The following is a 20554-nucleotide window of genomic DNA, read 5'->3' as shown; positions in this document are numbered from 1 at the left end:
GGGTCCTCCGGCGGACAGATTAGCGCTCCGGGCGGCATGGTAAACGGGCGGCGTGAGAGGCGCAGCGGGCACATAAGGAACGTATGCTTACGACCAACGGGGTTGCGACCTCGTCGCTAGGGCGTGACAGGCGCGGGCTTTGATCGTCCCGCGATCCAGTTCATCCCGAGCACGAGTGCGATGATTGCCGCGCCCGCAGCCTCGACCGGCACCGATTGCCAGAACACAGCGACCACGGCAGGCACCAGCAGCAGGCGCTGCCAGATGGGCATCGGGGCGAACATGAATCCTTCCAGCGTCGCGGCGAAAGCGACCAGCGCCATGACGACGATGAGCCCGTTCCACAGGACCAGCGGCAGGGGGCCGCCTTGGATGATCACCGGGTTGAACACCATGAAGAGCGGGATGAGGTAGAGCCCTTTGGCGTATTTCCACGCCTGAACCGAGGTCTCCATCGGCGAAGCCCGCGCGATGGCCGCGCCCGCAAAGCCCGCCAGCGCCACCGGTGGCGTGACGTTCGAATCCTGCGACCACCAGAAGACGACCAGATGCGCGACGAGGAGCGGCACGCCGAAATCCTCGGTCAGGGCCGGGCCGACGAGGATGATGAGGACGATATAGGCGGCCGTCACCGGAAGCCCCATCCCGAGGATGAGCGAGGCGAGGATGACGAGGATGAGCGCGAGCAGGATGTTTCCGCCGGAGAAGGCGAGCATCATGGCCGAGAATTTGAGGCCCAGACCCGTCAGTCCCACGACGCCGACCACGATCCCCGCCACGGCACAGGCCATGGACACGGCGACGGCATTGCGCGCGCCAAGCTCCAGCGCTTCGCCGGTCTTGATCACGCCGGCCTTCGTCAGTGCGACGAGACCCTGCATCGACGCCCCCTCGGAGACCCAGTTCATGACCCCGCGCAGAACGGCGGCGGCAATGACAGCGAGGATGGCGTAGTAGCCCACGCGCATCGGGGAATAGCCCTGAACGAGGAACCAGACGAGCGCGACGAGGGGCAGAAGGAAATGCCACCCCTCCGCCAGCACGTCCCGCACCTTGGGCAGGTCCGCAGCGGGGAGGCCGGTCATCCCCTGTTTCACGGCGGCGATATGGACGAGCAGATAGACGGCGCCGAAGTAAAGCACGGCCGGAAAGATCGAGACGAGGACGATGTCGATATAGGGCGTGCGCGTGAACTCGGACATGAGGAAGGCCCCCGCGCCCATGAGCGGCGGCATGATCTGCCCGCCGGTCGAGGCGGCGGCCTCGATCCCGCCGGCCTGCGCGGGGCGGTAGCCGAGTTTCTTCATGAGCGGGATGGTGAAGGCCCCGGTAGTCACCACGTTGGCAATGGCCGAGCCCGAGATCGACCCCATGCCGGCGCTGGCGATCACGGCGGCCTTGGCAGGTCCGCCGCGCTGGCGACCCGTGGCGGCATAGGCGAGGTCGATGAAGAACTTGCCCGCGCCGGTGACCTCGAGGAAGGCCCCGAAGAGGACGAAAACGAAGATGAAGGTGGCGGCCACGCCCAGCGGGATGCCGTAAAGCCCTTCGGCCCCGAGCGTGAGCTGGCTGGCGAGGCGGTCGAGCGAATACCCCCGGTGATTGAGGATGCCGGGCATGAGGTCGGCCAGGAACGGAAGTTCGCCCCGGTTGCCCGCGAATGCATAGAGGATGAAAACGACGCCCACGATGGTCATGCCGAGGCCAATGGCGCGGCGCGCAGCCTCGAGCACGACGAGGACCGTGACGATCCCCACGGTGACGTCGATCTGGCGCGGCACGATGGCATTGGCGATGGCGTCGATGTTGGCGGGCACCCAGTAGCCGACGAGGATGCCGCAAAGGATCAACGGCCCGTCGATAAGCCATCCGATGACACCGCGCGGACGCTTGCCTGTGATGGGGAACATCAGAAAGGCGAGGACGAGGATGAAGCCAAGGTGGATAGGACGCTGGAAGAAAAGGCCCAGTGGCTGGATGCCGGCGGCATAGAGCTGAAACAGCGAGAGCGCGATGCCGACGACCGTGATGATACGCAAGACCGGCTTGGGCTGCGGCAGATAGACGGGCCCGTCTGACGGGGGCTGCGGCATCTCGGATGTCTTGTCCGTCATGTCAGTCTTCCAGCGAAATGAGCACCCGTTCGTGCGCGGCCCGGGCGGAAAGCGAGACCTCGCCCGAGGCGGCGGACAGGCGGTGATCGACCTTCATCGTGCCGGGGCGCAGCACATAGGCGTCGCCGGGCACGGGTTCGTCGATGGCTTCGATCCAGTAGCCGCCAGCACCGTCCGAGGTCTGGATGCCGCGCCCGTCGATATGGCCAAGGCCGGCGGCGAAATCGGGTTGATGGGACCGGGTGAGCACCATGTGTCCGGCCCGATTTTCGTAACAGTCCTGCACCTCGAAGCCCTGAACGGAATGGCGCCAGAGCATGCACCACCCGGCACCTTCGGGCACCTCCAGCCGCGCGATCTCGGGGCCGTCCGGGAGAACGGTGGCCACCAGCGATCCGGCAGATGCAGGGAAAGAGAGGAGGGCCAGAAGCCCCCCTCCGATCACGCGTCGCATCACTCGCGCAGCTTGTCCGGGATGGTCGCGCCCGCTTCCTCGAAGTACCGCAGGGCCCCGGCGTGAAGCGGAACGGGTGTCGCGTTCATGGTGAAGTCCACGGTGGTCTCGTTCGCCGCCGGGTGAACCGCCTGCATCTCGGCGATGTTTTCATACATGGCCTTGGTGATCTGGTAGACGGTCTCCTCGTCCATCTCGGAAGAGACGACCAGCACGTTGGGCACGCCCACGGTCATTACGTCGTCGGCGACACCGTCATAGGTTCCGCCGGGCAGGGCGAGCGCAGCGAAGGTAGGGTCTGCGCCCATGGCGGCGTCCACCTGTTCCTGCGTGAGGGCCACCATGGCGATGTCCTTGGTGGTGGCGAGGTTCAGGATCGACGAGGTCGGCGCGCCCACCGACAGGAAGCCCGCGTCGATGTCGCCGTTGTTGAGCGCATCCGTGGTTTCGTTGAAGTTCAGGCGCTGGGCGTCGAAATCGTCGAAGCTGATGCCGTTCGCGTCGAGGAGCGTCATGGCGTTGACCTCGGTGCCCGACCCCGGCGCGCCGACCGACACGCGTTTGCCGGCAAGGTCGGCGATCGAGGTGATGCCGCTGTCCGCGAGGGTCACGATCTGGACCATGTTGGCATAAAGCGACCCAACGGCACGGACCATCGGAAGCTGCTGGCCCTCGAAGCGACCCGTGCCCATGTAGGCCTGCTGCACCGTATCGGCGAGCGCGATGGCGAGGTCGGCGTCACCGGTGGCGATCAGCCCCATGTTTTCGACCGAGGCGCCGGTAACTTCGGCAGTCGCAGAATATCCCTCGACGTGGTTGTTGATAACCTCGGCAAGGCCGCCGCCCATCGGGTAATAGACGCCGCCGGTGCCGCCGGTGGCAATGGAAAGCTGGGTCTGTGCCGAAACGGCGGTCGCGCCAAAGGTCATGGTCGCCGCGAGTGCGGCGGTGCGTAGCATATTCATGATATCCTCCCTGTTATGGCGTTTACGCTAACAGGCGAGACCCGTCTTGCAAGCCCTCAGTCTGCAGGCGTGTTGCAAGTGAACCGCCGGGCGGCACACTTGCCGTTGCGTTATGTTTGCCCGAGGCGACGCTTTGTGCGCCCCTTTGGCACCGCCGGTGAGAACCGACCTGCCCATTCCGTGAGCAAGCGGGGGCCATATAGGGCGAAATCCGGCCCGAAAAATTTTTGAACGCGAGGTCAAAACCGGGCGAAAATCCAAAAACTATCAACCGCCTTGCAAAATCCCGTGCTACGCTTTCGCATGGCTGCAGGGGGAATCGCCGCCCGGTGCATTTGCGTCTGGTCGTCGGTCACCTGCCAAAAAAATACACAACCATCCCGCCCCGAAAACGTCAGGGCGAGGACCACATGGAGGATCATATGACGTTGATTAGCAAACTCTCGGTGCGCACGGGGCTGGCCGCCGCCCTCATGGCCGGCACGGTGATGACCGCGCAGGCCTTTACCGCCTGTCAGGTGACCGACACCGGCGGTATCGACGACGCGGGCTTCAACCAGACGGCCTGGAAGGGCGTTCAGGACGCGATGGCGGCCAATTCCGAGGTCGAGGGCCGGTTCCTCGAAAGTCAGGCGGAAACCGATTACGAAGCCAACATCAACTCGCTCATTTCCGAGCAGTGCGACGTGATCATCACCGTGGGCTTCCTGATGGGCGACGCCACGAAGACGGCTGCCGAAGCGAACCCCGACGTCAAGTTCTCGATCGTCGACTTCGCCTATGACCCGACGATCCCGAACGTGCTGGGCCAGGTCTTCGCCACCGACCAGGGCGCCTTTCTCGCGGGCTACCTTGCCGCCGGCATGTCGGAAACCGGCGTGATCGGCACCTTCGGCGGGATCAACATTCCGCCGGTGACGGCCTTCATGGACGGGCTCTACTACGGCGTTCAGTATTACAACGAACAGAAGGGCACCGACGTGCAGGTTCTGGGCTGGAACCCGGAATCGAAGGAAGGGCTCTTCACCGGCAACTTCGACAGCCTCGATGACGGTCGTGCCTTTGCGCAGAACCTTTACGACGAAGGCGCGGACATCGTGATGCCGGTCGCGGGTCCCGTGGGCCTCGGCTCGGCCACCCTCGCCAAGGAGCTTGGCACGGACGAGCTCAAGATCATCGGCGTGGACGCGGACCAGACCCAAACCGACCCCGAAAACTCCGACGTCTATCTGACCTCGGTCCTCAAGCGCATGGATTCGACCGTGACGCAGGTCATCGACATGGCGATGGACGACAGCTTTGAAGGCGGGCTCACCGTCGGTACGCTCGAGAACGACGGCGTGGGCCTCGCGGGCTTCGGCGCCTTCGACGGCGAAGTGCCGGACGAGCTCAAGGCCGAACTCGAAGCCGTGAAAGCCGGCATCATCGACGGTTCGATTACGGTCGGCATGTAAGCCGACCCTCGTCCGCCGCCGGGGGTCACTCCGGCGGCGGCATGGTTCAAGATCACAATCAGGGGTGGGGTGCCGATGGACGTCGAGCTGCGCGGGATTACCAAGCGCTTCGGATCTGTCGTGGCGAACGACAAGGTGGACCTGCATATTCGCGCGGGCGAAGTGCTGGGGCTGCTTGGCGAGAACGGCGCCGGTAAATCCACCATGATGAACATGCTCTCGGGGCTCTACACACCCGACGAGGGCAAGATCCTGATCGACGGCAAGCCCGTGGTCTTCGACGGTCCCGGCGACGGGATCGAAGCGGGGATCGGCATGGTGCACCAGCACTTCATGCTCGTGCCCGTGTTCACCGTGGCCGAGAACGTGGTTCTGGGCGTGGAGCCGACCGGCAAGCTTGGCTATCTCGACATCAAGCGCGCGCGCCGTCAGGTCGAGGAAATCAACGAGAAATACGGGCTGCATGTGCCGCCTGACGAATTGATCGAGGACCTCCCCGTGGGCATCCAGCAGCGGGTCGAGATCCTCAAGGTGCTGTTTCGCTCGGCCGATGTGCTGATCCTCGACGAACCGACCGCCGTGCTCACGCCGCAGGAGGTGCGCGAGTTCTTCGGTATCGTCGAGAGCCTCAAGGAAGCGGGAAAAGCGATCGTCTTCATCACCCACAAGCTGCATGAAGTTCTGGAGATTTCGGACCGGATCGCGGTGCTTCGTCAGGGGCGGATCACCGGGCATGGCGATCCCAAGGAACTGACCGAGGCGGACCTCGCCGAGATGATGGTGGGCCGCCCGGTGAGCTTCACGGTCGAGAAGGACCTCGCCAAGCCCGGTCGCGACATGCTGGTGATGAAGGACGTCACCATGCTCGACGAGACCGACGAGAAGGTGCTCGACCGGGTCTCGATCACCGTGCGCTCGGGCGAGGTCGTGGGCATCGCGGGCGTGCAGGGCAACGGGCAGACTGAACTGGTCGAGGCAATCACCGGGCTCGAACGGGTGGCATCGGGCAAGATCACCTTCGACGGGTCCGACATCACGACCGCCAGCGTGCGCGAGCGTCACAGGCTGGGTATGGCCCATATTCCCGAGGACCGGCACAAGTCGGGGATGGTGGACAGTTTCACCGTGGCCGAGAACATGGTGCTGAATACCTACTATTCCGAGGACTACTCCAAGGGCTGGGCCATCGACTGGAACAAGGTGAGCGAGACCGCCGCCCGTTTCTGCGTCGATTTCGACGTGCGCACGCCGAGCGTCTTTCTGGAGGGCGGCAGCCTGTCAGGCGGCAACCAGCAGAAGATGGTCGTGGCGCGCGAGCTCGAACGCCAGACGAAGCTGGTCATCGCCTCTCAGCCCACGCGGGGCGTGGACGTGGGCTCTATCGAATACATCCACAAGCGGCTCGTCATGTCGCGTGACGAAGGCGACGGGGTCGTCATCGTGTCCTCGGAACTCGACGAGATCATGGGGCTCGCCGACCGGATCTATGTCATGTTCGACGGCCGGATCGTGGCCGAGTTCGACAACACCGGCGGCAAGGCCGACCGCAACGCCGTGGGTCTTGCCATGGCGGGCGCACATGAGGGCAACAAGAACTCTGACAACGGAGCGGCGGCATGAGCGAGACGCGGAAGGATGTGAACGAACGGTTGCAGGGGCTTCTCGCCCGGGCGTCCCATGGCCGCGACGATTTCGAGGATCTGGTGATCGTGCCGCTCTTTGCGGTGGTAGCGGCGCTGATCTTCGGCGCGCTGGTGATGCTTGCGACGGCGGTCGATATCGGGACCATCGGGCGCAGCTTCGTGGCGCTGGCCTATGGGGCCTTCGGCTCGCTCAACGCGATTTCCGAGACGCTGACCGCTTCGATCCCGCTGGTCCTGGCCGGACTGGGCCTTGGGCTCGGGTTCCGGGCGGGGCTTTTCAACATCGGGGCCGAGGGGCAAGTGATCATGGGCGGGATCGCCGCTGTGATCGTGGGTTTCTCGCTGACCGGTCTGCCGTGGATCATCCACCTTCCGTTGGTGCTCCTGGCCGGGGTTCTGGTCGGGGCGGCCTATGCGGCCATCGCCGGGGTCCTGAAGGCCACGACGGGCGCGCATGAGGTCATTTCGACCATCATGCTCAACCTCATTTCCTACGAGCTTCTGAACTGGCTTCTGCGCCAGCCCTGGATCCAGCGTCCCGGTCGCTCCGACCCGATCTCCAAGTCCGTGCCGGATACCGCGCAACTGCCGCGCCTCTTGACCCAGATCGACCCGAACCTGCGGCTCCATGCCGGGATCGTGGTCATGCTGCTCGCCGTGGCGCTGATTTACTGGCTGCTCTTCAAGTCGAAACTGGGCTTTGCCTTCCGCACTTCGGGCGAGAACCCCTCGGCCGCGAACTACGCGGGCATGAAGGCGGGTCTCATCATCGTGCTCGCCATGGGGGTCGCCGGGGGTCTCGCCGGGCTTGCCGGTGCGACGCAGATCACGGGCGTCCTCGGGCGCGCGTCACCGGGCTTCTCGGCGGGCATAGGCTTCGACGCCATCGCGGTCGCGCTGCTCGGTCGCAGTCATCCCGTCGGGATTCTCTTCGCGGGCATCCTCTTTGGCGCGCTCGAGGCCGGCGGGCGGCAGATGCAGGTATCGGCCGGCGTGTCCATCGACCTGATCGGGATCATTCAGGCGCTCATTATCGTCTTCATCGCCGCGCCGCTTCTTGTGCGGGCGATCTTCCCCTGGGGCTTCCGGCGCAAGAAAGGCGGTGCCGCATGACCGACATGACCGCTCATGAAGCGCGCTCCGAAAAGCTCGAGGGGGCGGCGGCGCGCAAGGCGCGGGTGATGGGGGTGATCCTCATCCTCTTGTCGCTTCTGGTCCTTTTCGTCCTGAACGTGGCACCCGGCGAGCGCGCGACCTTCAACCTGACCACGCGGCGCGACGCGATCCAGATCCCGCCGCTCGTCGTGCCGGGGGCCTTCAACATGATCGCCGCGGCGCTGCTTGCCTTTCTAGGGGTGCGGCAGTTTCTCAGGGGCGGGGGGCGCTGGACCGCGCTGTCGCTGGGGGCGGGGCTTCTGATCCTCGTCCTGGCTTTCCTCGTCTGGGCGACGGCGGGCAAGAGCTTCAACCTGACCGGCATGCTGCAGGCCACCGTGGTGCGTGCGATTCCCATCGCACTGGGCGGGCTTGCGGGCGTGCTGTCGGAACGCGTCGCGGTCGTGAACATCGCCATCGAGGGGATGTTGCTGGCCGGTGCCTTCACCGGGGCGCTCATCGGGTCGCTTCTGGGCGGCTGGATGGGGCTGGTGGCCGCGGTCGCGGTCGGTGGTCTCTTCGGTCTCCTCCTTGCGCTTCTCGTGGTGCGGTTCCGAATGGATCAGATCATCGCGGGGGTGGTCATCAACCTCTTCGTGCTCGGGGTGACCAGCTACGTTTCGAGCCAGGTCTTTTCGCAATACCGCAGTCTCAACAATGCGCCTGTATTCCGGTCGTGGGAGATCCCCATCCTGTCGGACATCCCGGTCATCGGCCCGACGCTCTTTGACCAGAACATATTCGTCTACGGGGCCTTCATCCTCGTGGCGGTGGCGACCTATTACCTGTTCCACACCAAGAATGGCCTGCGCGCGCGGGCCGTGGGCGAACACCCCCGCGCCGCCGACACGCTTGGCATCGACGTCTACCGCACCCGCTATATCCACGTGACGCTGGCTGGCATGGTCGCGGGCTTCGGGGGCGCGTTCTTCACCCTGGGCTCGGTGGGACGGTTCGAAGAGAACATGACCAACGGGCGCGGCTACATCGGCCTTGCCGCGATGATCTTTGGCCGCTGGCATCCGGTGGGGGCGCTCTCCGCCGCGCTGGTTTTCGGCTTCGCGGATTCGCTTCAGCAGAAGCTCGCGCTTCTCAACACGCCGATCCCTTCCGAATTCCTCGCGATGGCGCCCTATATTGCGACGATCATCGTCGTGGCCGGGCTTGTCGGACGGGCGCGCCCGCCGGCGGCGAATGGCAAGGCCTATGTGAAGGAATGAGGGGAGCGGAGGCTTCGAGACGGGACGAGACACCTGATAGGTTGTTGCGTGACCGTGGATCAGAAGACCGAAATGTCCCGGCCCGAAGCACTCCTGTGCCGTATTCGCCCCGGTCGAACCACTACGAAGAACCGGGGGATCACGGGTTAAGTGAGACGCTAGCCCGCCCGCCTACGCCCGGAAATGGTGGGAAACCACCATGTTTGTCGGAACTCACTGAATTTGAACGAAAAAGTTCATTAGAACCTTATGACGAATAGCCAAGACACCCGCGATATCCTGACCCGGCTCTTCGATGAGGCGATTCGAGCTGCGGACCCGAAGGCGGCTCTGGTGGGGCACCTGCCGCCGAAACCGGCTGGAAAGGTGGTGGTCGTTGGGGCGGGCAAAGGCGTGGCACAGGTGGCGGCGGCCTTCGAGGATCTCTGGGGCGGTCCTGTCGAGGGAACGGTCGTGACGCGGTACGGATACGCGGCCGAAACCCGTCGCGTCACGGTGCTGGAAGCCAGCCATCCTGTGCCGGATGCCGCAGGTGCGTCGGCGGCGGAGGCGCTGTTTGACCGGGTGTCGGGGCTGACGGAAGATGATCTTGTGATTGCCCTGATCACCGGCGGGGGGTCGGCGCTCCTCCCGGCGCCGCCCGAGGGTTTCACGCTCGCCGACGAACAGGCGCTGAACGAGGCGTTGCTCGCATCAGGTGCGCCGATTTCCGCGATGAACGCGGTGCGCAAATGCTTCTCGCGGATCAAGGGCGGGCGGCTCGCTGCCGCCGCGCATCCGGCCAAGGTCGTCTCGTTCGTCGTCTCCGACGTGCCGGGCGACGATCCTGCGCAGGTCGCCTCGGGTCCGACGGTGCCGGACAGGTCCGGCCCGCTTGAGGCACTGGCGGCAATTCGGTCCTACGGCATCGACCTGCCGGAACGGATGCTGGCGGCCATTGAAGCGGCCCCGGTTCCGGACCCCGAAGACCCGGTTTTCGCGCGGAGCGAGGTCAAGGTCATCGCGTCTGCCGCACGCTCGCTCGAAGCGGCGGCGCAAGTCGCGCGTGACATGGGCCTGCCGGCGGTGATCCTCTCGGATGCGATCGAAGGCGAGGCGCGGGACGTGGCGCGGGTCCATGCCGCCATTGCGCGGGAGGTGCAGTCGAAGAACCGGCCGTTCGAGAAACCCGTGGTGATCCTGTCGGGCGGCGAGACCACGGTGACGCTCCGGGGCAGAGGCAAGGGAGGCCGCAACACCGAGTTCCTTCTGTCCTTCGCACTGGCCATTGATGGCTGCGAAGGAATTTTCGCCTTGGCCGCCGATACCGACGGGATCGACGGCTCCGAGGACAACGCGGGCGCTTTCGCCGACGGAACAACGGCGGCACGGATTCGCGACGCCGGTCGCGATCCGGGCGATATGTTGGCTCGAAATGACGCCTTTTCCGCTTTTGCCGCCATCGACGGCCTGTTTTCGCCGGGGCCGACAGGAACGAATGTGAACGATTTCCGGGCCATTCTTGTTCGTTAACGCGATGGGAACGTTTGGTCTTTCGCCGGCGTACAAGTTTTTGTGAATGGTGACAATCAGTTATCCCTAAGTCATCTGGCGGGCTAACCGAGACTCACAGTGACAGAAGGCGGGTTTCATGCTAACCTCGCGATACTTGAAGTGCCGACCTGGGGTCCACGGATGTTCACGCTCGTCGATACGGCCAACCCCGCCCACGATCTTGTCCTGGTAAACCGGCTTTGGCGTCCCCTGATGCGGGAGATACGCCGTGCCGGCCTGGTTCAGGGAGAACGGGCGACGGCCATCGGATATCATAATCTGACCGCTGTTTCGCTGGGCGAGGCGCAGGCGATCTATGCGCATTTCTCGGCGCTTCTGGATCGCGCCGAGCTGCCGACGGACGTCGATCTGGACACGGCGGAACGGTTCAGTTCCTTTGCCGGGCGAAGTCAGGGCTTCGAGATCACTTGACGAGAAAGGCCGCGCAGATCGCGCGGCCTTTCGTGTTTCCGTTCATGGGTCTTGCCGAAAGCGTCAGTTCGCGAAGCTCTTCTCGATCTTGTCGAGCGTCTCCATCGCGGGGAGCACGTCGGCCACGGCGCCATTGGGCTGGCGGCCCTCCTTGATCGCCGCGACGAATTCCCGGTCAATCAGCTCGATCCCGTTGTTGGACACGGCTACGCCCGACAGGTCGATGGGGTTCTCTTTCCCGTCGAACAGGTCGTCGTAACGCGCGATGTAAGTTCCATTGTCGCAGATGTAGCGGAAGAATGTTCCGAAGGGCCCATCGTTGTTGAAGGACAGCGACAGGGTGCAGATCGCGCCCGAGGGGGTCTTCATCCCGATGGCCATATCCATCGCGATGTCGAGGTCCGGGTGCATCGGTCCCTGAAGGCCGAAGCTCTGCGACACGCTTTCGCCGGTCTGATATTGGAACAGATCAACGGTGTGACAGGCGTGATGCCACAGAAGGTGGTCCGTCCACGACCGCGCTTCACCCTTGGCGTTGGTGTTCGTGCGGCGGAAGAAATAGGTCTGGACGTCCATCTGCTGGATCTTCAGCTCGCCCGCCTTGATCTTGTTGTGGATCCACTGGTGCGAGGGGTTGAAACGGCGGACCTGACCGGCCATCGCGACGAGCCCGGTTTCCTTCTGCTTCTCGACCACCGCGATGGAATCCTCGAGGCTGTCCGCCATCGGAATTTCCACCAGCACATGCTTGCCCGCATCCATACAGGCGATGGCCTGTTCCGCGTGCATCTGCGTGGGCGTCGACAGGATCACCGCATCGACGTCGTCACGGGCGAGACATTCGACCAGCGTCGTGCCCGCGTGACCGACACCGCGTTCCTTGGCGAAGGCTTCGATCTTTTCCTTCGTCGGCCCCATGACCGAGGTGACTTCGACACCCTCAATATTGGCGAGGGCGTCCATGTGCTTGATCCCGAAGGCGCCGTAAGCGCCTGCAACACAAATCCGCATGTGGTCTCCTTATGCGTGGTTTTCGAGGATGAGGTGGCCGACCGCCGTGTTCGAGGCAGGCACGTGGTAGTGGCGATGCACTTCGGTGACCTTCTCTTCGAGCGCACCGCGCATGACCAGCCACATGACCATTTCGATGCCTTCCGAGCCGGTTTCACGCAGGAACTCGAGGTGCGAGATCTTGCGGGCCTTTTCGGGTTCGTTCACTAGAATATCCATGAACTGCTGGTCCCAGGTCGCGTTGATCAGCCCGGCGCGTTGCGCCTGCAACTGGTGCGACATGCCGCCGGTGCCGTAGATGTGGACATTGATGTCCTCGGGCCAGCTTTCGACGGCGCGCTTGATCGCCTGACCCAGCGCAAAGCAGCGGTTCGCCGTCGGGGCGGGATACTGCACCACGTTGACGGCGAGCGGGATTACCAGCGTGCCCCAGTCGTCCTCGGGCGTCTTGTCACCGAACATGACCGACAGCGGCACGGTCAGGCCGTGGTCCACTTCCATCTCGTTCATGATCGTCATGTCGAACTCGTCGAGGATGAGCGACTGCGCGATGTGGCTCGCCAGTTCCTGATGGTTCTTCACCACCGGCACCGGTCGCGCGCCCCAGCCTTCGTCGGCGGGTGCGAACTCGGCCGCGCAGCCCAGCGCAAAGGTCGGGATGCACGAGGCGTCGAACACCGTGCAGTGGTCGTTGTAGACGAGGAACACCACGTCGGGCTTGTTCTCCTTGTTCCACTCGCGCGAGAACTCGAAGCCCTCGAAGACGGGAACCCAATAGGGCTGTTCGGTGATGTGCTGGTCCATGGCCACGCCGATGGCGGGCACATGGCTGCACGCGATACCTGCTGTGATCTTGGCCATTATTTCTTCTCCCATTCGGATTTGTAGCGGTTGCCGTCGGGGCTGCGGCCCCCGGCGACCATCATCGCGCGATAGTCGTCGCGGCTCATGCCCGACATCATCGCGGCGAGGTCCTGAAACACGATGCCGTCGAAGGCGCCGAGTTTCGAGGTGTAATAAATGTTGCCACCCAGTTCGAGCAGCCGGTTCCAGTCGCGGTCGCGGACGGCCTGTTTCTGTTCCTCGGTCATCTTGAACTTGGCCATATGCGCCTCGGGGTCGTCCCGGAACGCCTGACGGTTCACTTCCTTGCCGAGCGAGATGCAGAATTGATTGAGCCAATAGCCCTGACGGGACCGGTCTGCGTCGAAAACGTAGGTGCCGGGAATGTCGTCGTATTCCTTCTCCGCCATGAGTTCCTCCTGTTACGCGTGTTTGAGTGTGTCGGTATCTGTAAGGCCAAGTGCGGCCAGAACGGCATCGGCGCGGGCAGCGAGGTCTTTGGGGCCGGGGGGCAGCCCCAGCGCGCCCATGTCCGCTTGCCAGTCCACCGTAGCTTGCGCCATTCGGGGCGGCAGGCCAAGAGCGGCGACGGTCTTGGCAACCTCCCGCATTTCCGCGGCGCGGCGGGTGCCATGAGTGGTCGTGCGCTCGATGTTATAGGCGGCTCGCGCGGCCCAGTCCCACCCGGGCATGGACGCGTCGAGCGCGGCGACGATATCATCCTCGCAACCGGCGGCACGGGCGGCGAGCAGGCTTTCGAGCGTCAGCGCCTCGATCCCCTTGATCATGACCGAGCGCAGCATTTTCACGGTCGACGCCCGCCCCACGGGCCCCGCGAGCACCCGCATGTCCATGGCGAGAGCCACGGCCGCGTCCTGTGCGACGTCTGCGTGGGGTCCGGACAGCAGCATTCGGGTCCTGTGCAGGTTCGGGTGGATCGGCGCCATGATCGCGCAGTCGACATAGCGCGCACCGGCGGCCTCCACCGCCTGTGCCGATGCAGCCTTGGTGCCCGGGGCGCAGGAATTGCCATCATAGAACAACGCGTCTTCTCTCAGGAACGGCGCAGCAGCGCGCGCCACGTCGCCTGCCCGGTCCGCGGTGACCACGGAAAAGGCCACATCCGCTTCGGCCAGCGCCTCGGGCAGGTTGTCGTGGCCTTCGACCCCGGCGCGGCGATAGCTGTCGCGCATGGCCTCCTCGGTCGCGGGGGCGAGGGTCTTGATATCGAACGCCGAGATCCGAACCTCCGGCACATCGCGGCGCCAACCCCGGGCAAGGGCCTGTCCGGCTTCACCGAATCCGATGAGCGCGATATGATTGGGGTCCGTTCGCATAGACCTGCATGTAGGTACGAGGGCGAGTTTTGTGAAATTCGTTGCCCGGAGGCGCTATTCATTCTGGGTATAGTCGTCCGGTTTCCGCCGGTGTGGCCGCGGCGCGGATAAGGTCGATAAACCGGGCCTGCGTCGCCGTCGGCACCCATCCGGTCCGCGTGGTCAGTCCGATGGGCCGGGCGCTTTCCGGCAGGGTCAGGTCCAAAGGCACCATGTCCCCGCGCGCAATCTCGACCGCGGCCTGATTGGGCGACAGGATGGTGAGGTAATCGCCTCGGGCGAGCAGGCCGCGCACCAGCACCATCGACGAGGACACGATCCGCACCGGGGTCTTTTGCATGTCGGCGATCCCGAGCGTCCTGTAGAGGTAACTGCCGCCCGGCGTTTCCCGCGGCGGCGCGATCCAGGGATAGTCGAGCAATTCGTCGATCTTGACCGAGAGCCGCTTGGCCAGCGGATGGGCCGGGCCCGCGACCACCGAGAGATGGTCCTCGAAGAGCACCGACTGTTCCACGTCCTCGACCGGGACCGGGTCGCGCAGCGCCCCGATCAACACGTCGATCTCGCCGTAGCGCAGGCCGCGCAAAAGCTCGGCATAGGGCGCGTCGATGGTGCGGATCTGGACGCCTGCCGCCTCGGCCAGAAGGGCGTGGATGGCCGACGGCAGGATATCGGTGCGGGACAGCGGCATGGAGCCGATGGTGATGCGGGTGGAATCGCGCCCTGCGATCCGGGTCAGGTCGTCGAAGCCCTGCTTGAGCTCGGCTTCGGCCAGTTTGACCGAGCGGGCGAAAGCCTCGGCCTGTGGGGTCAGCTCGATACCGCGCCGACCGGCGGCGAAGAGCGACATGCCCGAGAGCTTCTCGAGATCGCGCCCCGCCCGGTGGATCGAGGGTTGCGAGATGTCGAGCATCCGTGCGGCGAGGCTGAAATTCCCGGCTTCCCGGATCGCGATGAGCGCGCGCAGTTGCGCGGCGGTGACGCGGGTGTGGAAATCGGTCACCGGCTTGCCTTCGCGCCGGGCGAGCCGGACCGCCAGCGCGCCACCATGGGCGAGATGGGCAAACATGCGCCGGACGCGGGCCAGCAGCAGTTCGCCCGCGTCGGTGGGGAACATGCCCTCGGCGCGGCGGTCGAAAAGCGCCATGCCCAGCCGGTCCTCCAGCCCCGAGATTGCCTGCGTCACGGCGGGCTGGGACAGGTGGACACGATGCGCCGCGGCCGAGATGCCGCGGGCGTCGGCAACTTCCATGAAAGCCTTCAGGTGCCTCAGATTTGGAAATTCGACTGTCATACCAGTATCTTGCCTGTTTCCTGCCGCAGGTCGATCCGCGTGGCCTATAGCAAATATTTATGAAGCGCGTCCGGGATTCAAATGGTCTCTCGTCGCGCGCGGTCCTATGCGGGGGCAAAACACGCAACCGACCCTCAGGGAGACGTCATGTCCGACGCGAACACAGCCAAGAAAACCGCCCTCGTCATTTCCGCCCACTCCGCCGATTTCGTCTGGCGCTGCGGCGGCGCGATCGCACTGCATCAGGCCAAGGGATATGAAGTGACGGTGGTATGCCTGTCCTATGGCGAACGCGGCGAAAGCGCGAAACTGTGGAAGCAGGAAGGCATGACGCTGGACAAAGTGAAGGCCGCGCGCCGCGAAGAGGCCGAAAACGCCGCTGCCGCGCTGGGCATCAACGACATCCGCTTCCTCGACCGGGGCGACTACCCGCTCGATCTGGGGCGCGAGACGGTCGACATGATGGTCGACATCATCCGCGAAGTGCAGCCGAAGTTCATGTTCTCGCATTCGAAATGGGACCCCTATAACACCGACCACATGCGCACGACCGACTTCGCGCTCGAGGCGCGGATGGTCGCGCAGGCCTGGGGCCACAATCCTGGGCAGAAGGTGCTGGGCGCGCCGCAGCTTTATCTCTTCGAGCCGCACCAGACCGAACAGATGGGCTGGAAGCCCAACGTGTTTCTCGACATCACTGAGGTCTGGGACAAGAAGTGGGCCGCGATCCAGTGCATGCAGGGCCAGGAGCACCTGTGGCATTTCTATGAGAACGTGGCCGAGAACCGCGCCAACCACTACAAGCGCAACTCTGGCGGCCAGTCGGGCGGCAAGAACGCGAAGTACGCCGAAGGCTTCGAGGCGATCTTCCCGCGCACCGTGGAGGAACTGGACTGATGATCTATCAGCCGGGCACCACGGGGGTCGTGGTTCAGAACATCGAACGGGCCGATCAGGCAGTGATCGACGGGCTTGCGGCCTGTGGCGTGGCGACGGTGCATGAGGCGCAGGGGCGCAAAGGTCTGCTCAATAGCTACATGCGCCCGATCTATCCGGGCGCACGGATCGCGGGCTCGGCCGTGACGATCCTCGCACCGCCAATGGACAACTGGATGATCCATGTGGCCATCGAGCAGCTTCAGGCGGGGGACGTGCTTCTTCTTGGCACGATCTCGCCCTCCGACGCGGGTTATTTCGGCGACCTTCTGGCGACAAGTGCGATGGCACGGGGCTGCCGCGGGCTCATCATCGACGCGGGCGTGCGCGACGTGCGCGACCTGACCGAGATGGGCTTTCCGGTCTGGTCCAAGGCGGTGGGCGCGCAGGGCACGATCAAGGAGACGCTGGGTTCGGTCAACGTGCCCGTCGTCTGCGCCGACGAGTTGGTCAATCCGGGTGATGTCGTCGTGGCCGACGATGACGGCGTGGTCGTCGTGCGGCGCGCGGAGGCGGCGGATGTGCTGAAGAAGGCGCAGGCGCGCGAGGCGAATGAGGGCGAGAAACGAGCCCGGTTCGAGGCGGGCGAACTGGGTCTCGACATCTACAAGATGCGGGAACGGCTCGGTGAAAAGGGCCTGAAGTACGTGTGAGGGTTCGAATTTCGCTTGCGCGAAATCCGACCAACTGGGGGAGGCTTTGCCTCCCCCAGACCCCCTCCAGGATATTTATGAACCAGAGAAGGATGGACCCGTGACGGAAGGTGTGCGGTGCATGTGGATGCGGGGCGGGACGTCGAAGGGCGGGTATTTCCTGTCGGGCGACCTGCCGGAGGACGAGGCCGCGCGGGATGCGTTTCTGCTTCGGATCATGGGATCGCCGGATGTGCGCCAGATCGACGGGATGGGCGGGGCCGATCCTTTGACGGCGAAGGTCGCGGTGGTGAAGCGGTCCGAACGGGAGGGGGTCGATGTCGATTACCTGTTCCTGCAGGTTTTTGTCGATCAGCCCATCGTCACGGACAAGCAGAACTGCGGAAACATGCTCGCGGGCGTCGGCCCCTTTGCGATCGAGCGCGGGTTGATCGAGGCCACCGGCGATGTCACCGAAGTGTCGATCTATATGGAGAACACCGGGCAGGTGGCGATTGCTTCCGTGCAGACGCCGGGCGGGGAAGTGACCTACAAGGGTGAGGCGCGGATCGACGGGGTGCCGGGCACCTCGGCGCCCATTCCGCTGGAGTTCAAGGACACCGCCGGGTCCTCCTGTGGCGCGCTTTTGCCCACGGGGAACGTCGTCGACACGGTCGAAGGTGTCGAGGTCACGATGATCGACAACGGGATGCCCTGCGTCGTCATGCGCGGCGCGGACCTTGGGATCAGCGGCGACGAGACGCCGGAAGAGCTGGAAGGCAACAAGGACCTGCGCGCGAAGCTCGAGGCTATTCGGCTCGCCTGTGGCCCGATGATGAACCTGGGCGACGTGTCCGAGAAATCCGTGCCCAAGATGACCATGGTCACGGCCCCGAAGAACGGCGGCGCGATCAACACACGAACCTTCATTCCGCACCGCTGTCACAAGACGATCGGGGTGCTGGGCGCGGTGAGCGTCGCGACCGCCTGCCTGCTCGAGGGATCGCCCGCTTCCGGGCTTGCAGAGGTGGGCGAGGGCGACGAGCGCAGCCTCTCTGTCGAACATCCGACGGGCGAGATGACCGTCATTGCAAAACTCGATAGGACCGGAACCCCGGTGTCCGCCGCCATCCTGCGCACGGCGCGCAAGCTGATGGACGGCATGGTTTTTGGAGACTGATATGACCGAAGTGCAAGTGAAAGACGCCGACTGGCTGGATTTCCACCCGAACCCCTCGAAACCGGCGTTTACGCTGCCCGAAGGCGCGGTGGATGCGCATTGCCATGTGTTCGGTCCGAGCCCCGAGTTCCCGTTCGCGCCGGAGCGGAAATACACGCCCTGCAACGCAGGCAAGGACGAGCTCTACAAGCTGCGGGATTACCTTGGCTTCCAGCGCAACGTGATCGTGCAGGCGACCTGTCACGGCAAGGACAACCGCGCGATGGTGGATGCCTGCCGCACCGCCGGCGACCTTGCTCGCGGGATCGCGAGCGTGGGGCCGGACATCACCGAGGACGAGATCCGCGAGATGGACGCGGCCGGCGTGCGCGGGGTGCGGTTCAACTTCGTCAAACGTCTTGTCGATGCGACGCCGAAAGAGGTGTTCCTATCGATTGCCGAGAAGATCAAACCCTTCGGCTGGCACATCGTCGTTTACTTCGAGGCGCAGGACCTCGAGGAGCTTGTGCCGTTTCTCGAACAACTGCCTACCGTGATCGTGGTTGATCACATGGGGCGGCCCGATGTGGAGAAAGGGGTCGATCACCCGGATTTCCAGCGCTTCCTCGACCTGATGGCCCGCAACGAGAACATCTGGTCCAAGGTGACCTGCCCGGAGCGGCTGTCCAAGGTCGGGCCCGACACCTATGACGACGTGGTGCCGTTCGCCAAGAAGGTGGTCGAGATGTTCCCGGACCGCGTGCTCTGGGGCACCGACTGGCCGCATCCCAACATGAAGAGCCACATGCCGGATGACGGCAAGCTCGTGGACTTCATCCCGCGCATCGCGCCGACCGATGCCGAGCAGAAGAAGCTGCTCGTGGACAACCCGATGCGGCTTTACTGGGCGCGCTGACGGCGCATTGAATTTGGGTGTTGCGAGGGGCTGCCATGGGCGGCCCCTTTTCAGTTCGAGCCTGCGCCAACAGGGGATCACTCCCGTGCAGGGCATAAGATTTATGTTCCGTCCATCCAAACACCGCCCTCGGGACCCCGGTTTGATTCAGGTCAAAAACCGGTGGGGCCGCGCGTGCGACAAGGTCTCAGGACATGAAAAGGAGGATAGGCCATGCATGATATGCCGAGCCACGATTACCACATCGACATTCCGGGCACGACGATCTTCGACGGCAAACAGGCCATGAAGGGCTACGCGCTGAACAAGATGTGCTACGACTTCAACCGCGCCGAAAACCGCGAGGCGTTCCGCGCCGACGAAGAGGCCTGGATGGAGAAATACGGTCTCAACGAGCAGCAGAAGGCCGCCATCCGGGCGCGCGACGTGCTGGGTCTGCTCGATGCCGGGGGCAACATCTACTACCTCGCCAAATTCGCCGGGATCTTCGGACTGGGCGTGCAGGACGTGGGTGGGATGCAGACCGGCAAGACCACCGAAGAATTCAAAGACTATCTGTTAAGCCAGGCGTAAGGGAGCGAGACCATGGCAAAAGTTCTAGGCGGGATCACGACCTCCCACATCCCCTCGGTCGGCAACGCGATCCAGAAGGGGCTGCAGGACGACCCCTATTGGAAGCCCTTCTTCGACGGCTATCCGAAGGTCCACCAGTGGATCAAGGACACCAAGCCCGACTATTGCATCAACATCTACAACGACCACGGGCTGGGCTTTTTCCTCGACCGGATGCCGTCCTTCGCGATCGGCTGCGCCCATGAATACCGCAACGAGGACGAGGGCTGGGGGCTTCCGGCGCTCGATCCGTTCCCCGGTGCGCCGGAACTCTCGTGGCACATCGCGGAATCGATGGTGGCCGACCACTTCGACCTGACCACCTGTCAGGAGCTCGCGGTGGACCATGGCTTCGTCGTGCCGATGCAGCTGTTCTGGCCCGGCGCACCCCATCACCCGGACATGCCGAAGACGGTGCCGATTTCTGCCAACACCGTGCAGCATCCGATCCCGACGCTGGCGCGGGCGCTGGAGTTCGGCCGGGCCCTGGGCAAGGCGCTTCGGTCCTTCCCCGAGGATGCGACGGTCGTGATCCTTGGCACCGGCGGGCTGTCGCACCAGCTGGACGGGCAACGGGCGGGCTTCATCAACAAGGAGTTCGACCAGTACTGCCTCGACAACATCGTGTCGAACCCCGACGAGCTGACCAAGATCACGCGGATGGAGCTGGTCGAAAAGGCCGGCGCTCAGGGGACCGAGTTCCTGATGTGGATGATGATGCGCGGGGCGCTGGGTGACAATGTGACCGAGATTACGCGGAACTATCATATTCCGATCTCGAACACCGCTGCCGGCACACTTCTGCTGGAATGCGCTGCATAAATCGAACATTCAGGCAGAGACA

The 20554-nt window shown here is 64.2% G+C and carries 20 protein-coding genes; 12 read left to right on the top strand and 8 right to left on the bottom strand.

Annotation, left to right across the window (positions count from 1 at the left end; genetic code table 11):
• Positions 1–116: 116 nt before the first annotated feature.
• The 3 genes from KJP29_RS16860 to KJP29_RS16850 form a co-directional block, all read right to left on the bottom strand.
• On the bottom strand, positions 117–2114 hold the full coding sequence (locus KJP29_RS16860; protein ID WP_218464670.1) for a TRAP transporter permease: 1998 nt from the start codon (positions 2112–2114) through the stop codon (positions 117–119).
• A 1-nt stretch (position 2115) separates the two neighbouring features.
• Positions 2116–2502, bottom strand: coding sequence for a DUF1850 domain-containing protein (locus KJP29_RS16855; protein WP_370630885.1), 387 nt, complete (start codon positions 2500–2502; stop codon positions 2116–2118).
• Between the two features lie 65 nt (positions 2503–2567).
• Positions 2568–3533 (bottom strand): TAXI family TRAP transporter solute-binding subunit, encoded by a 966-nt coding sequence (locus tag KJP29_RS16850; protein ID WP_218464669.1) that lies wholly within the window; start codon positions 3531–3533, stop codon positions 2568–2570.
• Positions 3534–3955: 422 nt separating this feature from the next.
• On the opposite strand from KJP29_RS16850, the gene KJP29_RS16845 reads away from it, so the two are divergent.
• The 6 genes from KJP29_RS16845 (at position 3956) to KJP29_RS16820 (ending at position 10970) form a co-directional block, all read left to right on the top strand.
• Complete coding sequence (locus KJP29_RS16845; protein WP_218464668.1) at positions 3956–4987, top strand: BMP family protein; 1032 nt, start codon at positions 3956–3958, stop codon at positions 4985–4987.
• Between the two features lie 75 nt (positions 4988–5062).
• Positions 5063–6607: an ABC transporter ATP-binding protein gene (locus KJP29_RS16840; protein ID WP_218464667.1), complete on the top strand. Its 1545-nt coding sequence runs from the start codon at positions 5063–5065 to the stop codon at positions 6605–6607.
• Positions 6604–7743: an ABC transporter permease gene (locus KJP29_RS16835; RefSeq protein WP_218464666.1), complete on the top strand. Its 1140-nt coding sequence runs from the start codon at positions 6604–6606 to the stop codon at positions 7741–7743. Before KJP29_RS16840 ends, KJP29_RS16835 begins: the two co-directional genes overlap by 4 nt.
• The gene (locus KJP29_RS16830; RefSeq protein WP_218464665.1) at positions 7740–9005 is read left to right on the top strand and encodes an ABC transporter permease; all 1266 of its coding nucleotides are present in this window, start codon (positions 7740–7742) and stop codon (positions 9003–9005) included. The genes KJP29_RS16835 and KJP29_RS16830 overlap by 4 nt, the downstream gene beginning before the upstream one ends.
• Before the next feature lie 249 nt (positions 9006–9254).
• The gene (locus KJP29_RS16825; RefSeq protein ID WP_218464664.1) at positions 9255–10517 is read left to right on the top strand and encodes a glycerate kinase; all 1263 of its coding nucleotides are present in this window, start codon (positions 9255–9257) and stop codon (positions 10515–10517) included.
• A 162-nt stretch (positions 10518–10679) separates the two neighbouring features.
• Positions 10680–10970 carry a hypothetical protein gene (locus KJP29_RS16820; protein ID WP_218464663.1) on the top strand — a complete coding sequence of 97 codons (291 nt, stop codon included), beginning with the start codon at positions 10680–10682 and terminating at the stop codon, positions 10968–10970.
• Positions 10971–11033: 63 nt separating this feature from the next.
• Here KJP29_RS16820 and KJP29_RS16815 read toward each other — a convergent pair whose 3' ends face one another.
• Genes KJP29_RS16815 through KJP29_RS16795 form a run of 5 tightly spaced genes read right to left on the bottom strand, consistent with a single transcriptional unit; the run spans position 11034 to position 15455 of the window.
• Complete coding sequence (locus KJP29_RS16815) at positions 11034–11981, bottom strand: Gfo/Idh/MocA family oxidoreductase (RefSeq protein ID WP_218464662.1); 948 nt, start codon at positions 11979–11981, stop codon at positions 11034–11036.
• Between the two features lie 9 nt (positions 11982–11990).
• A complete protein-coding gene (locus KJP29_RS16810; protein ID WP_218464661.1) occupies positions 11991–12842 on the bottom strand; it encodes a class III extradiol dioxygenase subunit beta in 852 nt (283 codons plus the stop codon).
• Positions 12842–13234: a protocatechuate 4,5-dioxygenase subunit alpha gene (gene ligA, locus KJP29_RS16805; protein WP_218464660.1), complete on the bottom strand. Its 393-nt coding sequence runs from the start codon at positions 13232–13234 to the stop codon at positions 12842–12844. The genes KJP29_RS16810 and ligA overlap by 1 nt, the downstream gene beginning before the upstream one ends.
• A gap of 12 nt (positions 13235–13246) precedes the next feature.
• Complete coding sequence (locus KJP29_RS16800; protein WP_218464659.1) at positions 13247–14161, bottom strand: NAD(P)-dependent oxidoreductase; 915 nt, start codon at positions 14159–14161, stop codon at positions 13247–13249.
• 58 nt (positions 14162–14219) lie between these two features.
• On the bottom strand, positions 14220–15455 hold the full coding sequence (locus KJP29_RS16795; protein ID WP_218464658.1) for a LysR family transcriptional regulator: 1236 nt from the start codon (positions 15453–15455) through the stop codon (positions 14220–14222).
• Between the two features lie 147 nt (positions 15456–15602).
• Between KJP29_RS16795 and KJP29_RS16790 the strand changes: the two genes are divergently transcribed.
• From KJP29_RS16790 to KJP29_RS16765, 6 genes are all read left to right on the top strand, one after another.
• The gene (locus tag KJP29_RS16790; RefSeq protein ID WP_218464657.1) at positions 15603–16352 is read left to right on the top strand and encodes a PIG-L deacetylase family protein; all 750 of its coding nucleotides are present in this window, start codon (positions 15603–15605) and stop codon (positions 16350–16352) included.
• Positions 16352–17044 (top strand): 4-carboxy-4-hydroxy-2-oxoadipate aldolase/oxaloacetate decarboxylase, encoded by a 693-nt coding sequence (gene ligK / locus KJP29_RS16785; RefSeq protein WP_218464656.1) that lies wholly within the window; start codon positions 16352–16354, stop codon positions 17042–17044. Before KJP29_RS16790 ends, ligK begins: the two co-directional genes overlap by 1 nt.
• 100 nt (positions 17045–17144) lie before the next feature.
• Positions 17145–18203, top strand: coding sequence for a 4-oxalomesaconate tautomerase (locus KJP29_RS16780; RefSeq protein ID WP_218464655.1), 1059 nt, complete (start codon positions 17145–17147; stop codon positions 18201–18203).
• Position 18204: 1 nt separating this feature from the next.
• Positions 18205–19098 carry an amidohydrolase family protein gene (locus tag KJP29_RS16775; RefSeq protein ID WP_218464654.1) on the top strand — a complete coding sequence of 298 codons (894 nt, stop codon included), beginning with the start codon at positions 18205–18207 and terminating at the stop codon, positions 19096–19098.
• Between the two features lie 213 nt (positions 19099–19311).
• Positions 19312–19671, top strand: a complete 360-nt coding sequence (locus KJP29_RS16770) for a protocatechuate 4,5-dioxygenase subunit alpha (protein WP_218464653.1) — start codon at positions 19312–19314, stop codon at positions 19669–19671.
• Between the two features lie 12 nt (positions 19672–19683).
• Complete coding sequence (locus KJP29_RS16765) at positions 19684–20532, top strand: class III extradiol dioxygenase family protein (protein WP_218464652.1); 849 nt, start codon at positions 19684–19686, stop codon at positions 20530–20532.
• Positions 20533–20554: the final 22 nt, after the last annotated feature.

The organism is Maritimibacter sp. DP1N21-5, assembly GCF_019218295.1.
Classification (GTDB): Bacteria; Pseudomonadota; Alphaproteobacteria; order Rhodobacterales; family Rhodobacteraceae; genus Maritimibacter.
The sequence above is the reverse complement of the archived record's forward strand: the minus strand, read 5'-3'. Positions and strand labels throughout refer to the sequence as shown.